The sequence below is a fragment of the Vibrio gigantis genome (genome assembly GCF_024347515.1).
Classification (GTDB): Bacteria; Pseudomonadota; Gammaproteobacteria; order Enterobacterales; family Vibrionaceae; genus Vibrio; species Vibrio gigantis.
Genome location: NZ_AP025493.1, coordinates 731647 through 750359, shown reverse-complemented (window position 1 = coordinate 750359; position 18713 = coordinate 731647). Strand labels below are relative to the sequence as shown.

The 18713-nt window shown below is 43.9% G+C and carries 17 protein-coding genes and 1 riboswitch; of the genes, 8 read left to right on the top strand and 9 right to left on the bottom strand.

Going from position 1 to position 18713, the window contains the following annotated elements; translation table 11 throughout:
• Positions 1 to 12: 12 nt before the first annotated feature.
• Positions 13 to 1479, bottom strand: a complete 1467-nt coding sequence (gene gbpA, locus OCV56_RS19445) for an N-acetylglucosamine-binding protein GbpA (RefSeq protein ID WP_086712601.1) — start codon at positions 1477 to 1479, stop codon at positions 13 to 15.
• Positions 1480 to 1551: 72 nt separating this feature from the next.
• Positions 1552 to 1641, bottom strand: a riboswitch (cyclic di-GMP riboswitch).
• A gap of 322 nt (positions 1642 to 1963) precedes the next feature.
• Here gbpA and OCV56_RS19440 point away from each other — a divergent pair.
• The 5 genes from OCV56_RS19440 to OCV56_RS19420 all read left to right on the top strand — a co-directional run bounded on the left by OCV56_RS19440 (position 1964) and on the right by OCV56_RS19420 (position 5272).
• Positions 1964 to 2317, top strand: a complete 354-nt coding sequence (locus tag OCV56_RS19440; protein ID WP_048659090.1) for a hypothetical protein — start codon at positions 1964 to 1966, stop codon at positions 2315 to 2317.
• Positions 2318 to 2416: 99 nt separating this feature from the next.
• A complete protein-coding gene (locus OCV56_RS19435) occupies positions 2417 to 3088 on the top strand; it encodes a DUF3313 domain-containing protein (protein WP_086712602.1) in 672 nt (223 codons plus the stop codon).
• A gap of 12 nt (positions 3089 to 3100) precedes the next feature.
• Entirely contained in the window at positions 3101 to 3316 is a 216-nt protein-coding gene (locus OCV56_RS19430; protein ID WP_004730103.1) for a DUF3820 family protein, read from the top strand.
• Positions 3317 to 3628: 312 nt separating this feature from the next.
• On the top strand, positions 3629 to 4681 hold the full coding sequence (gene aroG / locus OCV56_RS19425) for a 3-deoxy-7-phosphoheptulonate synthase AroG (RefSeq protein WP_060981594.1): 1053 nt from the start codon (positions 3629 to 3631) through the stop codon (positions 4679 to 4681).
• Positions 4682 to 4864: 183 nt separating this feature from the next.
• Positions 4865 to 5272, top strand: a complete 408-nt coding sequence (locus tag OCV56_RS19420; RefSeq protein ID WP_143691557.1) for a hypothetical protein — start codon at positions 4865 to 4867, stop codon at positions 5270 to 5272.
• A 70-nt stretch (positions 5273 to 5342) separates the two neighbouring features.
• Here the strand turns inward: OCV56_RS19420 and OCV56_RS19415 are convergent, their stop codons facing one another.
• From OCV56_RS19415 to OCV56_RS19405, 3 genes are all read right to left on the bottom strand, one after another.
• Positions 5343 to 6767 (bottom strand): phosphohexomutase domain-containing protein, encoded by a 1425-nt coding sequence (locus tag OCV56_RS19415; protein WP_086712603.1) that lies wholly within the window; start codon positions 6765 to 6767, stop codon positions 5343 to 5345.
• 15 nt (positions 6768 to 6782) lie between these two features.
• Positions 6783 to 8267, bottom strand: coding sequence for a mannose-1-phosphate guanylyltransferase/mannose-6-phosphate isomerase (locus OCV56_RS19410; protein WP_086712604.1), 1485 nt, complete (start codon positions 8265 to 8267; stop codon positions 6783 to 6785).
• Positions 8268 to 8347: 80 nt separating this feature from the next.
• Positions 8348 to 9463, bottom strand: coding sequence for a mechanosensitive ion channel family protein (locus tag OCV56_RS19405; RefSeq protein ID WP_086712605.1), 1116 nt, complete (start codon positions 9461 to 9463; stop codon positions 8348 to 8350).
• Between the two features lie 186 nt (positions 9464 to 9649).
• Here OCV56_RS19405 and OCV56_RS19400 point away from each other — a divergent pair, with 186 nt between their 5' ends.
• On the top strand, positions 9650 to 10306 hold the full coding sequence (locus OCV56_RS19400; protein WP_086712606.1) for a potassium channel family protein: 657 nt from the start codon (positions 9650 to 9652) through the stop codon (positions 10304 to 10306).
• Positions 10307 to 10332: 26 nt separating this feature from the next.
• Positions 10333 to 11700, top strand: coding sequence for a TrkH family potassium uptake protein (locus OCV56_RS19395; RefSeq protein ID WP_086712607.1), 1368 nt, complete (start codon positions 10333 to 10335; stop codon positions 11698 to 11700).
• 91 nt (positions 11701 to 11791) lie between these two features.
• On the opposite strand, the gene msrB is transcribed toward OCV56_RS19395, so the two are convergent.
• Positions 11792 to 12922, bottom strand: coding sequence for a peptide-methionine (R)-S-oxide reductase MsrB (gene msrB / locus OCV56_RS19390; protein WP_086712608.1), 1131 nt, complete (start codon positions 12920 to 12922; stop codon positions 11792 to 11794).
• 201 nt (positions 12923 to 13123) lie between these two features.
• On the opposite strand from msrB, the gene OCV56_RS19385 reads away from it, so the two are divergent.
• Entirely contained in the window at positions 13124 to 13522 is a 399-nt protein-coding gene (locus OCV56_RS19385; RefSeq protein ID WP_086712609.1) for an OsmC family protein, read from the top strand.
• 123 nt (positions 13523 to 13645) lie between these two features.
• Here the strand turns inward: OCV56_RS19385 and OCV56_RS19380 are convergent, their stop codons facing one another.
• The 4 genes from OCV56_RS19380 to phnW form a co-directional block, all read right to left on the bottom strand.
• Positions 13646 to 14707 carry an OmpA family protein gene (locus OCV56_RS19380; RefSeq protein WP_086712610.1) on the bottom strand — a complete coding sequence of 354 codons (1062 nt, stop codon included), beginning with the start codon at positions 14705 to 14707 and terminating at the stop codon, positions 13646 to 13648.
• A 334-nt stretch (positions 14708 to 15041) separates the two neighbouring features.
• Entirely contained in the window at positions 15042 to 15860 is an 819-nt protein-coding gene (gene phnX / locus OCV56_RS19375) for a phosphonoacetaldehyde hydrolase (RefSeq protein WP_086712611.1), read from the bottom strand.
• Positions 15861 to 15941: 81 nt separating this feature from the next.
• Positions 15942 to 17381 carry an aspartate aminotransferase family protein gene (locus tag OCV56_RS19370; RefSeq protein WP_086712612.1) on the bottom strand — a complete coding sequence of 480 codons (1440 nt, stop codon included), beginning with the start codon at positions 17379 to 17381 and terminating at the stop codon, positions 15942 to 15944.
• Positions 17381 to 18484, bottom strand: coding sequence for a 2-aminoethylphosphonate--pyruvate transaminase (phnW, locus tag OCV56_RS19365; protein ID WP_086712613.1), 1104 nt, complete (start codon positions 18482 to 18484; stop codon positions 17381 to 17383). Before phnW ends, OCV56_RS19370 begins: the two co-directional genes overlap by 1 nt.
• Between the last annotated feature and the right edge of the window lie 229 nt (positions 18485 to 18713).

Sequence of the window (18713 nt, the reverse complement as noted above, 5' to 3'; positions counted from 1 at the left end):
TCTAGCGAGTACTTAGTCCACTTTGTTCCAAGCACTTTGCCAGTGTGAACCGACACCTGGTTCGTACTGAGTTGCTGTTGGAGCCCATTGAACACAGTAACCAGAGTATGGGAACTCTTTACACTGATAAACGCCGCCGTCGCTGCTCAGAACCTTTGTTCCTGCTGTGTAAGACTCAATGCTTTCTGGGAACACGAAGTCGTAGTCGCCTGCTGGTGGCGGTGTTTGCTCGTCCATTAGGTGGAAATCAAGCGTGTTCTGATCCACTAAGTTACCTTGGTCATCTTTCGTCACAACCACAAGCATGTGGTGGCCAGCTTCAGACTTAGAAAGAGTCAGCTGAACACCTTCAACTTGTCCGTCTGTTAGGTCCGATTTCTGAGATGCAAGCGCTTCACGGTGATGGTTGTACACGGTAAGCTCAGCTTGGATATCGCCTGTTGCCGCTAACGTAAGATCTAGCTGGGTAGGTTGGCTCTCATCGATAATGTACTCTGACTCTAGACCTGTTACTTCTAGCTCATGCTCTGGCTCTGGAGTATCAATCTTGTAGCCGATTTCTACACTGTTAAAGCCAGAGCCTGCTTTTAGATAAACAGGGTTAGTGCCGTAAACGGGGGCGAAATCACCTTGGTCGTTCAATTGACCTGCTTTGATTTGCGTCTGCTCTTGGTTGATTTTAGAAGAAAGAGCGTAAGACCAATTATTGGCTTTGCCTTGCTCAGAACTTTCAATCACAAGCTCAGTGCTGTATGAAGCGTTCTCACCGGATTGATCGAATACGCGAGTGTAAACAGCGTCACCTACATTCAGGTCTTGTGTTGGGTTGATTTGACCGCCTTGATCCCAATCAGGAATGATAGGACCGTCGCCATCAAACTTCACGTCGATAACGTTGTAGAAAGCCGCAGCAGTGTCACCTACATCCCATACCGCAAGGATCACTTGATAACCTTCGCGTTCTGGCACATTACACAAGTGGCTTACTTGCATCGGTGGCTGTTTCATATTGCCTTCAACAACACAGAATGGCGTTAAGTCAAAGGAGCTGCGTGCCAAAGGCTGGTTTGGGTTCCAGTCTGGTTGAGTAATGTAATATTTCCAATCGCGAGTCTTGTGGTTAGCTGTGAACGTCCATTCAAAGTACTGAGAACCAGACTTGATAGGGCGTTTAACCCAGCGATCTGCTTTTTGCTCGTCTAGTGCTGCTGCTAAAGAAGATTGCGCACTGGCGATTTTCCCATCAGCAGGGCCGACTTCAGGAAAGCCTTCAGGGCCTTCCACACTTTGTGGCTCGTATTGGATACCACCACAGTTGGTGTTTTTCTCTTGCGTATCACTCGCGGGGAACTTACATAGGGCAACACGGCTCTCAGCAACGCCATTGTTGTATGCAGAGACATAACCGTGACCGAAGCTTGCACCGCTTACGCTAAGTAGCGATAGTGCGATGAGCGATTTTTTTGGGAGTTGTTTCATTATTTGTCCTTACTGTATTTGGCCGACAAAAAAGAGAACACTCCGGCATGCATTTACACTTAAATCCTATTAAGTGGCGGCCCCGCTATCATAGACAGAATATTTGTCGACAGACCGGTGGCTTTGCGTCCTATTCTTTCAAATAGTTTGCCAGAAGTGCGTTTGAGCAAACGAAATGTAGCCAACCAGTTTTATAAATGCGAATCAATCGATTGAAATGTGGAATGCCAATCTCGAACTTTTAATTCTTAATACAAATTAACTTGCTATATATTTCTTAAGTTAATGTATAAAATATTGATATAAATAAAGAAAGCATTTGCTCTAATCGTTTTTGTGAATGCTTTGAGTCTTTGTGCTTCGTTCTGTAGAACAATTGTGCTCATATCAAAACCAAACCTTTGGTTTCCACTAACCGAACTCTGACATGTCATGTATGAAAAAACGGACAATTGATTGGTATGAATTATATAAAGGAGTCGGTATGGAATTCACAGAACAAGACAGAGATGCGTTGTATCAAACGTGGATGTCACAAAAATCGAGAATGCGAATTACGCAGATGGAGTTTTCAAAAAAGCTAGGGATGAACCAGCTTGATTTCTCAAATGTACTGCGAGGGGAGACGCCATTGACCATGTCTTTCATCAGTCACTTTTGCCGTTTACTTCATTTAGAACCTAGAAATGTGTTCCCTTCACTTAAAGAAGGTAATGAGTCTGGACCTAAAGTGGTGTATTTGAAAAGTAGAATGAGTGTTGATGGCGAGATTCAAAACGCTTATATCGAAGGAAATCAGGTGATTGTAGAGTATGCTCATACCGTGCAGCATGACTAATTTTAGAGCTAGCTCTGAGTTTTAACCCCTTTTTCTACAATCTTCTCACATAGGGTATGGCATACTTAGTTGGATTTTTCTATTTAATGTAAGTGCGCTATGAAACCTTTAAAACTTCTCTTGCTTGTTGCAACCAGCATTTTTTTGTTTGGTTGTGCAGGCGGTCCAATTAAAACCGCAACCAAGTTCACCAGTTATGAAGATTTTCAGCCAGGTCCTGACGGTGGTGTTGACTTAGTTTGGGCCAGAATCGGTCTGCGTGACGCACAGCGTTTGAAATCCAAGTTAGATGATTACGATTCTGTAGTGATCGACCAAATTTTTGTTTTGGCAGAAGAAGGTTCGTTAGAGCAGGACGAAATTCAGGTGCTCACTACCCACATGGTTGCGCGTTTGGAAGAGAAAATATCGCCTCATAAAACGATTGTCGATGAACCTACAGGAAAGACGCTGCGCTTGAGTATCGCTCTAAGTAACGTTGAAACGCCCAACCCGATCTTAGCTGTAACGAGCAGTGTTCTGCCGTTTGGTCTTGCGATGTCAACCATATCTAAGGTGACAATAGGCGAACACAGCAATGTTGGGAGTGCGAGTGTAGAGTTATTGGTCAGTGATGCTCAAGAGGGGACGCCATTGTTTGCTGCAATCGACCGAGAAGCGGGGAATAAAGATTTTTCAACCATGATTGATTCGCTAGATGATGCCAAAGACGCGATCAACTATTGGGTTGAACGTTTAGGTGATACTCTACAGAACATAGATGACGCTTAGAAAGACCGAATAATGCTAGAGAAAGAGAACCTGATTAAGTTGGCTCGAATGCAGATGCCATTTGGAAAGTACGCGGGTCGTACACTGATTGACTTACCTGAAGAATATTTGCTGTGGTTCGACAAAAAGGGATTCCCGTCAGGCGAACTAGGCGACTTATTAAAATTGTGCCTTGCTCTCAAAATTGAAGGGCTTGATAGTGTCGTCAAGCCATTGAAAAGAATGTAATTAAACAAAAGCTCACGCTGATAACGTGAGCTTTTTTGTTTTTCAGTTCTACACAATTTCACAGGAATGCTGAAGCTTGAATAATTACTACTCTTGCTTTCCTATAAATTACGCAATCGATAACGTGTAAATAATGTTATACGGGGTGTTTTAAATATAAAACACAAAAAAATTGCGTTTATTTTCAATTAGTGATTGAAACTAGAGTTTTTACTAGTTAAGTTACAGGGAACAAGAAGATTAGTGCTGATAGAAAGTGACGTGAGACAACGTACATTCAGCTCAAGGATAGAAAAAAGGAAGAAGTAAGCAATGTTCCAGACTGATGATGTAAGAATTAACAAAGTAAAAGAGTTATTACCACCTGTTGCTGTTTTAGAAAAGTTTGCAGCGACAGAAATTGCTTCTTCTACAACCTTTGAAAGCCGTAAAGCGATTCACAATATTTTAGAAGATAGTGACGATCGCTTGCTTGTAATTGTTGGTCCATGTTCTATTCATGACACAGAAGCTGCTCTTGAGTACGGCAAGCGTTTAAAAGTGCTGCGTGACGAACTCGGCGATAAGCTTGAAATCGTAATGCGTGTTTACTTTGAAAAACCACGCACAACGGTAGGTTGGAAAGGTCTAATCAACGACCCGTACATGAACGATACGTTCAAACTAAATGATGGCCTTCGTTTAGGACGTAAGCTACTGCTTGACCTAACTGACATGGGCATGCCAACGGCAAGTGAATTCCTAGATATGATCACGCCTCAATACGTTGCTGACCTAATCAGTTGGGGTGCAATTGGCGCACGTACGACAGAATCTCAAGTTCACCGTGAGCTGGCTTCAGGCCTATCTTGCCCAGTTGGTTTTAAGAATGGTACTGATGGCAACATCAAGATCGCAACAGATGCTATTCGCTCTGCTAGCGCTTCTCACCACTTCTTATCGGTAACTAAGTACGGTCATTCAGCTATTGTTGAAACAGCAGGTAACCCTGATTGTCATATCATCCTACGCGGTGGTAAAGAGCCAAATTATAGTGCAGAGCACGTTGGTAAGATTAAAGAAGAGCTAGCAGCTTCAGGTCTTCCACAAAAAGTGATGATCGATTTCAGTCACGCGAACAGCTCTAAGCAGTTCAAACGTCAAATGAACGTGTCTGATGACGTGAGCGCACAAATTTCTGGTGGTGACAAAGCTATCTTCGGTGTGATGATTGAATCTCACCTTGTTGAAGGTCGCCAAGACTTGGTTGATGGTAAAGCTGCAACTTACGGCCAATCTGTTACTGATGCTTGTATTGGTTGGGAAGATACTGAAACAGTGCTGCGCCAGCTAGCAGACGCAGTTGAAGCTCGTCGCAACAAGTAAGTTGGTTTGCTTTAATTAGCTTTTAAAACGACTTAGATTATTTAAGGCCCTTACTCGCTTTTGTGAGTAAGGGCTTTTTTATACGCCTCTCATTTTAAGGTTTGCTATCCCATAAAGATATTTACTTATTGTATGCTGAATGGTTAAATAGTGTGGTGTTCCATAAACTGAAGAGTCGTACCAATGAAAGTAGTATTGGCGAGTGTAGTATTAATTGCGCTAAACACGTTTTCTATATCAAATGTACAAGCTGCAACAGGGCTCAACGCAGAGCAACTATGTAAAGCTGGCCTTGCACTAGCGATTGACAAGCAACCTCGTGGTATTAAAGCGACGTCAGGAAAAAGCAATCAGCGTATCTTGCTTAGCTTGAAAGATGGGCAGAACGATTGGGATTACCGTTGCGACGTAAACCGCGGTAACAAAACGATCAAGTTGGAAGCTAGAGAGCTCAAGCGTAACGATAAGTTCTTGGGCCAAGCGATTCGTTATGATGTTGCTGACGCGAAGCGCTCAGTAAAAGTAACAATGAAAAAGCGCAAAGGCTCTGGCGTGATCAGCGAAACTTATACGTCGCGCCAGCTTAAATAGTACAGTTTTCTTACATGAGAAAGCCGCAACTATTTGCGGCTTTTTTGAACTAGACAATGACAAGATAAGCCTACCTGATTAGGTTGAGTAGCTCTTCCACTTTTTCTGTTAACAAAGTTCTATTTTGTCTGGTTTCTACGTTAAGGCGGATTAATGGTTCGGTATTGGACTTTCTCAAGTTGAAACGCCACTCGCCCATGTTGATGCTGATTCCATCGGTATGATCGATGTGTACAGCACTCTTTTGGTAGCGTGATAGTACACGAGCCATAACCTTTTCAGAGTCTGCTACCTCGCGATTTATCTCGCCTGAAGAAGGGAATTTGTTCATGCTTGATCTGATGAGTTGGTGGAGAGATTGTTGAGTCTTACTGAGCAGTTCAATGACTAGTAGCCAAGGAATCATCCCTGAGTCGCAATACCCAAAGTCACGGAAGTAGTGATGTGCGCTCATTTCTCCACCGTACACTGCGTTGAGCTCTCGCATTTTCTCTTTGATCAAAGCATGCCCAGCTTTGACTCCAACAGCGTTTCCACCGAGTCTATCTGCAATCTCTATCGTATTCCATGTCATACGCATGTCGTGTAGTACAGTTGCATTGGAGTCTTTCAGCAAGAAGGCTTCGGTTAGCAGACCTACGATGTAGTAACCCTCAATGTAATTGCCTTTTTCATCAAAGAAGAAACAACGATCAAAATCACCATCCCATGCGATGCCAAGGTTTGCGGAGTGCTCTAAAACGGCATCGCGAGTGGCTGCTTGGTTTTCTTTGAGTAAAGGGTTAGGAATGCCATTTGGGAACATCCCATCAGGAATGTGATGAACCTTGATGAAGACGATTGGAACATTAAATTCGTTGAACTTAGTCTCTAGAGCATCAATGACATGCCCAGCAACGCCGTTTCCCGCGTTAACCACAATCTTCATCGGTGATAGCTTTGACGGGGTTACGTATGAGAGTAGGTGATCCACATAAGGAGCGAGAATACTGGCCGTTCTAATGAAATTATCGGCTTGATCATGGCTGATCGGTTGTTCGCTGATTCTCTCATGCTCTAGAGCTTCCATGCGCTGTTTAATTACATCTAACCCATTGCTTTTACTGATTGGATTAGCATCTAGACCGACTAACTTCATGCCGTTGTAATTGATTGGATTGTGGCTTGCCGTAATCTGGACTCCGCCAATGGCTTGTAGGTGGGGAGTTGCAAAGTAGACTTCTTCTGTGCCTGTCATACCGAGATCTACCACGTTGATCCCTGATTCAATCAAGCCCTTGGTCATCGCTTTCTGCAGTGGTAGTGAGGTTTCGCGATTATCACGACCAATGACTACTTGAGCCAGCTCACCGAATGACGTTTTAGATGCCTTTGAAAGGACATATTCGCCAAATGCTCTACCAAGCAGGTAAGCAAGGTGCTCATTGATTTGTTTACCAATGACTCCTCGGACATCGTTATTTTTAAAGCAGCTGAGTTCTAAATTCTGTTTCATTCTATCGTCGCTGCTTTAGTTCGATTTGTTGATTTGAGGTGAGCTAGATTGTTCGCTTCGCCCATAGCTATCTTGATATCGGATGATGTCGTCTTCGCTCAAATGGCTGCCGGTTTGTACTTCAATCATTTCCAATGGGGAGTCACCTGGGTTTTCTAGGCTATGTACGTGTCCTAGCGGAATGTAGGTGGATTGGTCTTCTTCGACTAGGTAAGTTTTCTCATCATTGGTCACCTTCGCGATGCCCGCGACGACAACCCAGTGTTCCGCTCTATGGTGATGCATTTGTAGCGATAACTTATGACCGGGTTTTACGGTGATACGTTTTACTTTGTCGCGTTTACCTAGGTCGATTAAATCGTATTTACCCCAAGGTCTAAACACTTCTCGGTGATGAACATGCTCTGTTCGTTCAGCTTGATTCAACTGGCTGACAATCGATTTCACTCCTTGAACCTTGTCTTTATTTGCAACCAATATAGCGTCTTTGGTTTCGACAATAATCAGGTTTTCGACACCCACAGTCGCAACCAGTTTATTTTCAGAGTGGATGTAGTTGTGCTGAGAGTCGACAGTTAACACATCGCCTTCAATCACATTGTTGTGTTCATCTTTATCACTGACATCCCAGATTGCAGACCACGAACCAATATCGTTCCAACCAACATCCATCGGGAGCACCGCAGCATCCGACGTTTTTTCCATCACGGCATAGTCGATGGAGTCGCTTGGGCTTCTTTTGAATGCTTCGGCGTCAATACGGATAAAGTCGAGGTCGGTGTTTTGCGTTGTGAGAGCGAGTTTACAGGCCGTTAAGATCTCTGGACGATGTTCAGCAAGTTCTTCAAGGTAGCGTGATGCTCTAAACATGAACATACCGCTGTTCCATAGGTATTGTCCCGAATCAATGTACTGCTCTGCAGTCGCTCTGTCGGGCTTTTCAACGAAACACTCAATTGCGTAAGCATGATGGGAGAGAGGCTCTCCTTGTTTGATATAACCATACCCAGTTTCTGGTGCGTTCGGAGTAATGCCAAATGTGACGAGTTTGCCTTGTTTCGCTTGCTCAATACCGCGGCTCACCGTTTGCTGAAATTCGGTCGTTTTGTCGATGTGGTGATCAGCGGCCAGTACTAATAGTATTGGGTCAGATTCATGTTGTTGACTGCTGTTCGAGTGATTTAAAGCCTGTAATGCAGCTAATGCGATGGCTGGAGCCGTATTTCGGCCGACAGGCTCTAGTAGAATACCACTGTGTTGGATGTGAGCCGATCGAGCTTGTTCCGCAGTAATAAAGCGGTGTTCTTCGTTACAGATAATGAAGGGAGCTGCACACTCGGTATTACTTAAGTACGCTTCAAGGCCTTGCAAACGCAAAAGGGTTTGCTGAAGCATAGATTGCTCACCTGCGATGTTGAGGAATTGCTTAGGGTAAAGCTCGCGAGATAGTGGCCAGAGGCGGCTACCAGAGCCGCCAGCTAGAATTACAGGTAAAATCATATCGAGGTAATTGAGTGCCTTAAAATACTGGCGCCATGTTACCACGCTTCACCGTTATTATTTATCGATAAGAAATTTACTTATCGATGACCTTCTAGATTGGAAGTGACTATGTCTTGAGCTTCACTCAAACCTTGTGGGTCGATTTTAAGTGTTTGAGTTGGGAACGCGATATCCGCATTGTGCTTATGAATAATCGCTAATACTTGTAATAGAACATCTTGCTTAACTTCGTGATACCTCACCCAGTTGACCGTTTTGGTGAAGGTGTAGATAAAGAAGTTCAGCGTTGATGGGCCAAACTTATCGAAGTTCACGATGAGCGTTTGCTTAGCGTCAATGTCTGGGTGCGTTTCAAGCATGGCTTTTACGTCATCCACAATAGCAGCCAACTTGTTTGCGTCTTCGTAACGAAGTCCAAAGGTTTCATTAATTCGGCGGTTCAGCATTCGCGATGGGTTTTCCACCACAATGTTACTGAATACTGAGTTTGGCACGTACAACGGGCGTTTATCGAAGGTGCGAATAATGGTCATGCGCCAGCCAATACGTTCGACGGTACCTTCGATTTGACGATCAGGTGAGCGAATCCAATCACCGACTTTAAAAGGTCGGTCGAAGTAGATCATCATGCCACCAAAGAAGTTCGAGAGTAGATCTTTTGCTGCCAAACCGACAATCAAACCACCCACACCACCAAAGGTCAGCAAGCCTGATAGGCTGAGTCCAAACGCCTGCATGATCGTCAGGCCGCCCATCACCATAAAGAACAGGCGAGCGACTTTCGCAATTGCCTGTACTGTCGTTTCATCTCTGTTTTTTTGTTCTAAGACATATGCTTCAGTGTTAGTGATCATTCGTAAGGTAAACCAAACGAAGGTACAGATAATCAATATATGCTTAAGCGTTTTTAACCAGTTGATTTCATTTCCGAACTGATCTTGAAGGATTAATCCAACAGATACTGTAGCAGGCCAGCACCAAAGTAGCGTACTGACTGGGGTTTTCAGTGCCTCTAGTAGCAGATCATCCCAGTGGAAAGGGGTTTTTTGTACCAGAATTTCTAAGCGATTATGGATAATTCGCCAAGCTACCCAAGCGAGAAAGCTCGCAATAGTGATGAATAGGACACTGTTCGCCCAATCACTATGGCTCTGGTTAATGTAGGTTTGTACTTGGGTTAAGAATTCATTCATTGTGTGTGCTGCCGCAGAAATTATGAATTGGAAATTAGCAGAAACTCGAGTTGTTCTCTACCTTTATAAATCAAGCGATTATGACAATAGTATAACCTTATTATTGCAGAACTAACTTTTTTTGAGATAGAAACTAATGTAGGTTTGGCTATCCCGTGTAATTAAAATTTCTAAACAGGATTTCAAATGAGCGACAAACAATATGCAGTTATCGGTTTAGGGCGTTTTGGTTTATCTGTTTGCAAAGAACTGCAAAGTTCAGGCGCGCAGGTATTAGCCGTCGATATTGATGAAGAGCGAGTGAAAGAAGCCGCGGCTTTTGTTTCACAAGCGATTGTTGCTAACTGTACGAGTGAAGAAACGGTTAAAGAGTTAAGGCTCGACGAGTACGATATGGTGATGGTTTCGATTGGTTCTGATGTGAACTCGAGCATTTTGACTACTCTCGTCGTAAAAGAATCGGGAGCTAAAACCGTTTGGGTTAAGGCGAACGATAAGTTCCACGGCAAGATCCTTTCTAAAATTGGCGCTGACCATATCATTATGCCGGAACGAGACATGGGTATTCGTGTTGCGCGTAAAATGTTGGATAGGCGCGTTCTTGAATTTATTGACCTTGGCAGTGATTTAGCAATGACTGAAATTGTTATTGGTTCAAAACTCTTAGGTAAGCAACTTCGTGATTTGAAGCTTTGCAAAGAAGTAGGCGTCGAGGTTCTTGGATTTAAGCGTGGTCCTAATCTCACTAAAGCACCTGAACTGGATATTAGTTTAGAAATCGGAGATGTGGTGATCATCGCTGGGCCTAAAGAGACCTTATCTAGAAAACTACGTAATTGGTAACTGGCAATGGGTCATAAGGTATTAGTATGAATTCGTTAAAACGAAAAGGTACTTTCTACACGCTTAAGAGAGATGAAAAGCCACGTAAAGGCTCTGAACCTAAGATAATCCTGACCAGTTTTTTGGCGGTTCTTATTCCTTCGGCCATCTTACTCACGATGCCCGTATTTTCTGTCACAGGGCTCAGTTTTACAGATGCGTTGTTTACCGCGACCTCTGCAATCAGCGTAACAGGTTTAGGGGTCGTTGATACGGGCGAACACTTTACTCTGGCCGGGAAAATCTTGCTGATGTTCTTGATGCAAGTGGGCGGGTTGGGGCAGATGACCTTGTCTGCGGTTCTTCTCTATATGTTTGGTGTTCGGTTAAGCTTGAAGCAGCAGGCATTAGCTAAAGAAGCATTAGGGCAAGATCGTAAGATTAACCTGCGCAAGCTAGTAAAGAAAATCATCATCTTTGCGCTAGTGGCTGAATTTATTGGCTTTGTATTGCTCTGTTTCCGGTGGGTTCCTGAAATGGGCTGGGCAACAGGCAGCTTCTACGCCCTTTTTCATGCGATATCAGCATTCAATAACGCGGGTTTTGCGTTGTTTTCAGACAGTATGATGAGCTTTGTTGACGACCCATTAGTGATCTTTACTCTAGCGGCTCTGTTCATTTTTGGCGGCTTAGGCTTTACGGTTGTCGGTGACTTGTCGAGTAACTGGCGTAAAGGCTTTCAGCATTTGCATTTACATACCAAAATTATGTTGACTGCAACGCCGACTCTATTGTTGGTGGGTACGGTATTGTTTTGGCTGTTGGAGAGAAATAACTCCGCGACTATGGAAGGGCTATCAACTCAAGGGCAATGGCTGGCGGCGTTTTTCCAATCAGCAAGTGCTCGTACCGCTGGTTTTAACAGCGTGGATTTGTCTCAGTACACGCAGCCTGCTTTGTTGGTGATGATTGTATTGATGCTGATTGGTGCAGGCTCTACTTCAACCGGTGGCGGTATTAAGGTATCGACCTTTGCAGTTGCTTTTGTCGCGACTTGGACATTCCTACGTCAGAAAAAGCACGTCGTGATGTTTAAACGTACTGTCACATGGCAGGCGGTAACCAAGTCATTGGCCATTATCGTGGTCAGTGGGGCGTTATTAACGACGGCGATGTTTCTGTTAATGCTTACTGAAAAAGCTGCGTTTGATCGAGTTATGTTCGAGGTCATTTCTGCTTTTGCAACGGTAGGGTTGACGGCTGGGTTAACCGCAAATCTAACCGAACCTGGCAAATACATCATGATTGTTGTGATGGTTATTGGTCGTATCGGTCCTTTGACGTTGGCGTATATGTTAGCTCGACCAGAGCCTTCACTGCTCAAGTATCCAGAAGACACGGTTCTAACAGGCTAGAAGCTAGTGTTCTTGTTTTTGAGTTAAAAAAAGCAAAGCCAGCGTTATGCTGGCTTTGCTTGTTATAGGTGTAGCGTTAATTATTGAATGCTTAGCCTTCAAACATCTCAACGTATTCTTCATACCCTTCTTCAGCCAGCTTATCTGCTGGGATAAAGCGCATTGCTGCTGAGTTCATGCAGTAACGTAAGCCTGTTGGTTTTGGACCATCTTTAAATACATGCCCTAGGTGAGAATCACCAAACTTACTACGAACCTCTGTTCTCGGATAAAGGAGTTTGTAGTCAGTAGTTGTTACTACATAAGCCTCGTTGATTGGCTGTGTAAAGCTCGGCCAGCCTGTACCTGACTTGTATTTGTCTTTTGAAGAGAACAATGGCTCACCCGTTACGATATCAACGTAAATACCTTCTTGCTTGTTATCCCAGTATTTGTTGTCAAACGGGCGCTCAGTCGCGTCTTCTTGCGTTACATCGTATTGAAGTGCGGTAAGCTTGGCTTTGATCTCTGCATCAGACGGTTTTACGTATGTTTTAGCATTCTTACTGTCGATGATCTGGCGGATTGTTTTAGGGTTATCCTTTCTATCATCACCGAAGATTTTATCTAAATATTGATCACGACCTGAAGCGTAACGGTAGTAATTGTAACGAACCTTACTCTTCTTATAGTAATCTTGGTGGTAATCCTCTGCTGGCCAGAATTTCTCAAATTTGATCAGTTCTGTTTTTAGTGGGGCACCAAAGATCTGAGCCTTGTCTATCTCCATCATAAAGTTTTGAGCAACGTCTTTTTGCTCTTGGTTATGATAGAAAATGGCAGGTCGATATTGCGGTCCACGGTCTACGAATGACCCTTTGTCATCAGTCGGGTCGATATGTCGGAAGAATTGGTCAAGAACCTGTTCATAGCTAACCACATCAGGGTTATAGGTCACGTTGATCACTTCGATGTGACCAGACTTACCTGAAGAAACTTGTTTATAGGTTGGGTTTTCTAACTTGCCACCAGAATATCCAGAGATAACGTCGGTTACACCTTTTAGCTTCTCTAGATCGGACTCCGTACACCAAAAACAACCACCAGCCAGTGTCGCGATTTCACTTTTACCTGAATTAGCCGTTTTATCCATTGTATTGGCAGTGCCAGTCTGGCTCACAAATAGTGAAATCAGTGGTAGCGCAACCACGAGTGATACCAATATTTTAGATAATTTATTCATAGATACCTCATCTTGACGTTCTTCTCATTCGATTTTGAATGTACGAATAGAGACAGGTTTTAGATGGAAAAAATTGCATCATTCACAAAAAAAATATGTCGCCTAGAAAATCTTGCTCATGAATGCTGCCAGTAGTAGGGTGTCGGTATTAATATCCAATAATAGATAGTGATGACGGTTATCGGTCATCTAAGGAACAACATGCAAGCAGAAGTTAAATGGGTCGAAGGCTTTAAATTCCTAGGTCAATCTCAATCAGGTCACTCTATCGTTATGGATGGAAGTGGCGGTGCTACCGCCCCAAGCCCTATGGAGATGGTCCTTATGGCCGCAGGTGGCTGTAGTTCTGTTGATGTGGTAGATGGTTTGAAGTCTGCGGGTCAGAACATCACAGGCTGTAATGCAAAGCTTGAAACCACACGTCGTGAAACAGCGCCAAAAATCTTTACTGTGATTAACATTCACTTTGAAGTGTCGGGTGACAGCCTTGATCCAGAGTTAGTGGCTAAAGTATGTGCTGACTCTTTAGAAAAGTACTGCTCTGTTTGCTTAATGCTGGGTGCTGGCGTTGAAATGACACACAGTTGGGAAATCGTTTAGTTATTTGATTGCACAGCTTGGCTTTGGCCGTTACTTTACGGCTTATGAGCAAAAACAGATAAAGACAAGGGCGGAGCACTTTGAGTGCTCCGCCCTTATTATTTCGGCTAAGGTAGAGTGCTATTATTCAGCAGTTTCTACGATAACTTCTTCAACTTGTACTTCTTCTTGGTATTCGAAACCAGGGATCGTTGCGTCAACACGACGGTTTTGAGCACGACCTTCAGCGGTATCGTTTGATGCAACTGGGTTCTCTTCACCTTCACCTGTAGCAGTGATACGCTCAGCTTCGATACCTTGCTCTTCGATGTGTGCAGCAACTGCAGCAGCACGTTTCTTAGAGATCATCATGTTGTATTCAGCAGCGCCTGTTGAGTCAGTGTGACCAACAACAACAACAGTCGATTGAGGGTGAGCTTTAAGAACTTCAACTAGAGGCTGTAGTGCAATCTTACCGTCTGTAGACAGTTCAGTACTGTTTGTCGCAAACATCTCTTGAGAGTAGCTCTCTGTTTGCGCTTTAGTTACGACAACCGTTGTTTTCTCTTCAACGACTACGACTGGCTCTGTGATTGGCTCAGATGGAGCTTGTGTCACTGCTGCCGAAGAAGCTGCAGCCGCTGCTGTCGCAGTACCCGTACCAAAGCTGTAGCTAATACCTACAGATAGAAAATTTGAGTTTAGGTCTTGAACATATTTGTCGTCGAAATCATCAAAATATTGGTATTCAGCTCGCAGTGCCCAGTCTGAAGACAGTTGCTTCTCTACACCGATACCAGCCGAAAGAACTACATCATCTTCACCACCGTGTGAAATGTAAGCAGGGCCAGCTTTGAAGAATACGTCAAACTCTTGTTGTACAGGTAGGCGGTACATTGGTGTTAGCGAGATTGCGATTAGTGGGTCACTGAATGCTGCGGTTGTACCATTCTTAGAAAAGCTTGTCTTATAGTCACCTAAGAAATCAGAACTAAGTTCAACACCGAGTCTTTCAGTAAATCTATAACCGGAGTAGATGCCAACACCAATTGCATCATCATCACACTTTGTACCGCTTACACATGCGCTATCTAACCAGCCCATGCCCAGTTTGGCACCCACATAAGTTGTAGCAGCAATTGAGGGAGCTGCTGCTAAGCCTGAAGCGGCAACAACGGCATACATGATTTTTGACAGTCTTTTCATAATCTTATCCTTGGATTAACTATTATTGTTATCTGAACTTACCTGTAAAACGATCACTTATTTGGGTTTCGACACTGCTGATAATAAGTAAATCAAGGAGTTGGTTCAGGTTGAACTTATCTTGTATCACTATTTATATTGTTAATCTGATTGCGTATCGCAGTCAATGAAATTGTTAAAAATTATACATTTAAAGTGCTATTTACTGTGTTGTTTGTCAATAATATGTTGTCTTAAATGTTGGAAACGAAGAAACCTCGTATCATTTTAGCTGATACGAGGTTTCATTTTCATGTGTGCTGAATGCTTGGTTGAATAACCTGAGTCACTCCCGTTATGGCCGTTCACCGGCTAATAAACGGTTTTCGATGTCGGCAATTACTTCTGGCAAATCAGCAATGGTATCAATTAGGTAGTGCGGGTTAGATTTGTTTAGCTTCACGCTTGCTTTTTCACGCGCAGTTGCAAGTGTCGCTTCATCTGCATCCACATATTCTTGGTAGGTTAAGCCTGCTTCGTTACCTGATAGTACAAGGCCGACTGTCCACATGCCTGCGTTGTGGCCTTCATCAATCCCCGGTGCTGCATCATCTACTTTCACACAAGCAGCAACGTTTGTAACACCTAGGTCAATGACGTTTTTAAGCGCCATGAATGGTGCAGGGCGACCACCTTGAGGTAAATCATCGGTTGCAACCACGTTGTCTGGACGATAGCCGTAATCTGCTGCTGCAGGAATTAGCACATCCATTACTTCACGTGGGTAACCTGAACAAGAGCCAATTTTTACGTTCTTCTCTTTTAGGTTATTCACCACTTCAATCGCGTTTAAAATGGGTGCTGCGTGGTCTGCTACTTTCGCTTTCTGAAGAGGCATAAATGCCGCGTAGATAGCGTCAACGTCTTCACTGGTCATTGAGCGTCCGAACTGAGCCTTCCAACGAGCATCAACAGCTGGAATTCGACCAACCGCTTGGATGTGGTCCCATTTGCCAATCCCCATAGGTTCGCGCGCTTCTGCTAAGTCGATATCAAAGTCGAAACCTTGTTTGAATGCTTCTACGAAGATGCTGGTTGGAGCAAACGATCCAAAATCAACGATAGTGCCGGCCCAGTCAAAGATAACCGCTTGGATAGGTGATGTTGTGTTCATAGTGGTGTCCTTTTTTGCCACTCTCCATTTAAAAGCACTGGAGGGACGAATGATGTTTTAGGTTATTGGTTTAGTGTTGGTTTAAAGGTATTCAAAGTCTTTACAGACTTTTGCTATCGCGTTTTCAAATACAGACAGAGCGGCTTCTAGTTCGCTACGGCTGATGATCAATGGTGGGCTTAACTGAATCACATTACCTTGTGACACCTTAAAGCTCAGACCATCGTTCAGACATTGATAAAGTACAGCTTCCGCTTCATCGAACGCTCGGGTTTGGGTGATATGGTCGGTGACCAACTCGACGCCCCAAAGCAGTCCGATGCCGCGAACGTCGCCAATGACTGGGTATTTCTCTTTCATTTGAAGCAGCTGCTCACGTATGAATGCACTGTCCGCTTGTACTTTTTCAAGCAAATTTTCTTGTTCAATCACTTCCATGGTGGCCAGTGCTGCCGCACAGCCAATAGGGCTTTTCTCGTGGGTGTAATGCCCAAGCGATACTTGTGCTGCCGTGTTGTATTTGTCTTTGGTGACCATGGCGGCAATTGGCACCAAACCACCGCCAAACCCTTTACCAATACATAGGATGTCAGGTTCAATAGCAAACGCTTGGTGCGTAAACCATTTGCCGCTTCGACCCATACCATTTGGAATATCATCAATGATTAGCATGACATTGTGTTTATCACAGATCTCACGGATGCGTTTCCAATAAGCCTTACTTGGTACTTGAACATCGGTGTTACGCACTGCTTCCGCAATGAAGGCACCAATGCCACCTTCTTTTTCAATCACGTACTCAAGGTAATCCGCATAATGCACATCGCATGCAGTCTCATTGTTATCGCTTGAGCTTTGCCCTTGAAGCGAAAAAGAGTCATTAAGAGGGAAAGCACCACGATAAGAGACCGCTGGTGGGATACGTTCTACGCCGGCCATTAACGGGCCCATACCTTCTCGAAAACAAGCTTCGCCACCGACAGAGATCGCATCCAGTGACGCGCCATGGAAGGAGTCCCACAATGAAACGACCTTGAAGTTGTTGGTGACATGCCGAGCCAGTTTGAGTGCCATACCAATAACTGATGTACCACCGGGAGCAAACAACACGCGATTTAAATCACCACCGCAGACCTGTGTTAGCTTTTCAGCGCACTGCACGGCTGTTTCATTAGTAAAGCGACGTGGTGAGAATGGCAATGAGGCCATTTGTTGAGTCACTTTATTGATAATGTGGGGGTGACCATAACCTAGTTGGTGGACATTATTACCATGAAAGTCCATGTACTTCTTACCAGTTGCATCTTGAATGTAGATGCCTTCTGCGGCTTCAAGTGTGTCTAGGCAAGGTGTTGACATCGCTTGATGAAGAAACACGTCAGAGTCACGTTTTAACATAGCTTGAGTCGCATCATCGTTTAGCGACTCATTCCACTTTTCACGAGCGGGTGTGGTGTTCACATCACCTTCGCTTCGAAAGTGTGTCGCCTTTAGAGTTGGCTCTTGATTGGTCGTCGTCATTATTTGATGTTCCAGTATATTGCGTTTTTAACTGCGCCAATTAGGGCTTCAATGTCGGAAGGGTAAACTTCGCCGATGTTGCCGATACGGAAACAGTCTGCGTTTGAAACCTTGCCCGGATAAATTACAAAACCTTGTTGTTTCAAACGGTCATAGAATTCCTTGAATTGGTAATCACTATGAGTTGGAGAATAGAAAGAGGTGATGATAGGTGAATGAAGATCATCATTAAGCAGTGGTTCAAAGCCAAGAGAGCGCATACCTGTAACCAATGTGTTTTGGTTGGTTTGGTAGCGATTGTGACGAGCTTCGATACCACCTTCTTCCTCCAATTCAAGTAGAGCTTGGTAGAAAGCGCGCACCGTATGAGTCGGAGACGTGAAACGCCATTTACCATGGTTGCTTTCCATGCAGTGCCATTGGTCAAACAGGTCAAGGCTTAATGAGCGAGCTTGGCCTTTACACTTCTCTAGCTCTGACTGCTTAGCAATAACAAAGCCGAAGCCCGGTACACCTTGAATGCATTTGTTGGCTGAGCTGATCATGTAATCGATACCTAAGTCAGCAATATCCATAGGGATACCACCAAAGCTCGACATCGCATCAAGGATGACGGTTTTGTTATGCTGCTTTGCCAATTTTGCGATGTCTTTAATCGGATTCAACATACCAGTGGTGGTTTCACAATGCACAATTGCAACATGAGTAATGTCTGAATCCATGGCCAATACCGCTTCCATTTCGTTCAAGTCAGGCTGTGATGTTTCGCCAGGGGAAACGACATGGCATGGAATGTTTAAATATTCTGCGATTTGAGCAATACGAGCGCCATACGCACCGTTATCAACAACAAGAAGCTTGCCGCTTTTAGAGATAACGCTACCGATTGTTGCTTCAACGGAAGCGGTGCCGCTACCTTGCATTAATACGCTTGTGTATCCCGGTTGCTTCGTGGCTAAAGTCACTAGCTTGCTACGAATCACTTCTACAACGTCTTTGTTGTATTCATCATCCCATGTACACCAATCTTTTAGCATCGCTTGGCGAACGGTTTCAGAAGTAGATAGAGGACCCGGTGTCAGTAGTAGGTATTCGTTTCTCATGTTCAATTCTCGTGATTTATATTTTGGACTATACCAGTATTTACAGTTACTTTAACAACCAATTTAAACGGTCGTAAATAGCTCAAACGCTATTTTCACAAAAGCTTAATATTCAAATTAGCCACTTGTGTTGAGGAATTTGTCGATCTTTAAATTGCCATTTTTTGTTCATTTAACCGTCATAAAAGTCGATTAGGTTAATACTCGTTATCTGGTACATACCAATTAA

Coding starts and splice junctions, on each gene's coding strand:
- gbpA (WP_086712601.1), bottom strand. CDS start 1,479: ATGAAACAACTCCCAAAAAAATCGCTCATCGCACTATCGCTACTTAGC.
- OCV56_RS19440 (WP_048659090.1), top strand. CDS start 1,964: ATGGAATTCACAGAACAAGACAGAGATGCGTTGTATCAAACGTGGATG.
- OCV56_RS19435 (WP_086712602.1), top strand. CDS start 2,417: ATGAAACCTTTAAAACTTCTCTTGCTTGTTGCAACCAGCATTTTTTTG.
- OCV56_RS19430 (WP_004730103.1), top strand. CDS start 3,101: ATGCTAGAGAAAGAGAACCTGATTAAGTTGGCTCGAATGCAGATGCCA.
- aroG (WP_060981594.1), top strand. CDS start 3,629: ATGTTCCAGACTGATGATGTAAGAATTAACAAAGTAAAAGAGTTATTA.
- OCV56_RS19420 (WP_143691557.1), top strand. CDS start 4,865: ATGAAAGTAGTATTGGCGAGTGTAGTATTAATTGCGCTAAACACGTTT.
- OCV56_RS19415 (WP_086712603.1), bottom strand. CDS start 6,767: ATGAAACAGAATTTAGAACTCAGCTGCTTTAAAAATAACGATGTCCGA.
- OCV56_RS19410 (WP_086712604.1), bottom strand. CDS start 8,267: ATGATTTTACCTGTAATTCTAGCTGGCGGCTCTGGTAGCCGCCTCTGG.
- OCV56_RS19405 (WP_086712605.1), bottom strand. CDS start 9,463: ATGAATGAATTCTTAACCCAAGTACAAACCTACATTAACCAGAGCCAT.
- OCV56_RS19400 (WP_086712606.1), top strand. CDS start 9,650: ATGAGCGACAAACAATATGCAGTTATCGGTTTAGGGCGTTTTGGTTTA.
- OCV56_RS19395 (WP_086712607.1), top strand. CDS start 10,333: ATGAATTCGTTAAAACGAAAAGGTACTTTCTACACGCTTAAGAGAGAT.
- msrB (WP_086712608.1), bottom strand. CDS start 12,922: ATGAATAAATTATCTAAAATATTGGTATCACTCGTGGTTGCGCTACCA.
- OCV56_RS19385 (WP_086712609.1), top strand. CDS start 13,124: ATGCAAGCAGAAGTTAAATGGGTCGAAGGCTTTAAATTCCTAGGTCAA.
- OCV56_RS19380 (WP_086712610.1), bottom strand. CDS start 14,707: ATGAAAAGACTGTCAAAAATCATGTATGCCGTTGTTGCCGCTTCAGGC.
- phnX (WP_086712611.1), bottom strand. CDS start 15,860: ATGAACACAACATCACCTATCCAAGCGGTTATCTTTGACTGGGCCGGC.
- OCV56_RS19370 (WP_086712612.1), bottom strand. CDS start 17,381: ATGACGACGACCAATCAAGAGCCAACTCTAAAGGCGACACACTTTCGA.
- phnW (WP_086712613.1), bottom strand. CDS start 18,484: ATGAGAAACGAATACCTACTACTGACACCGGGTCCTCTATCTACTTCT.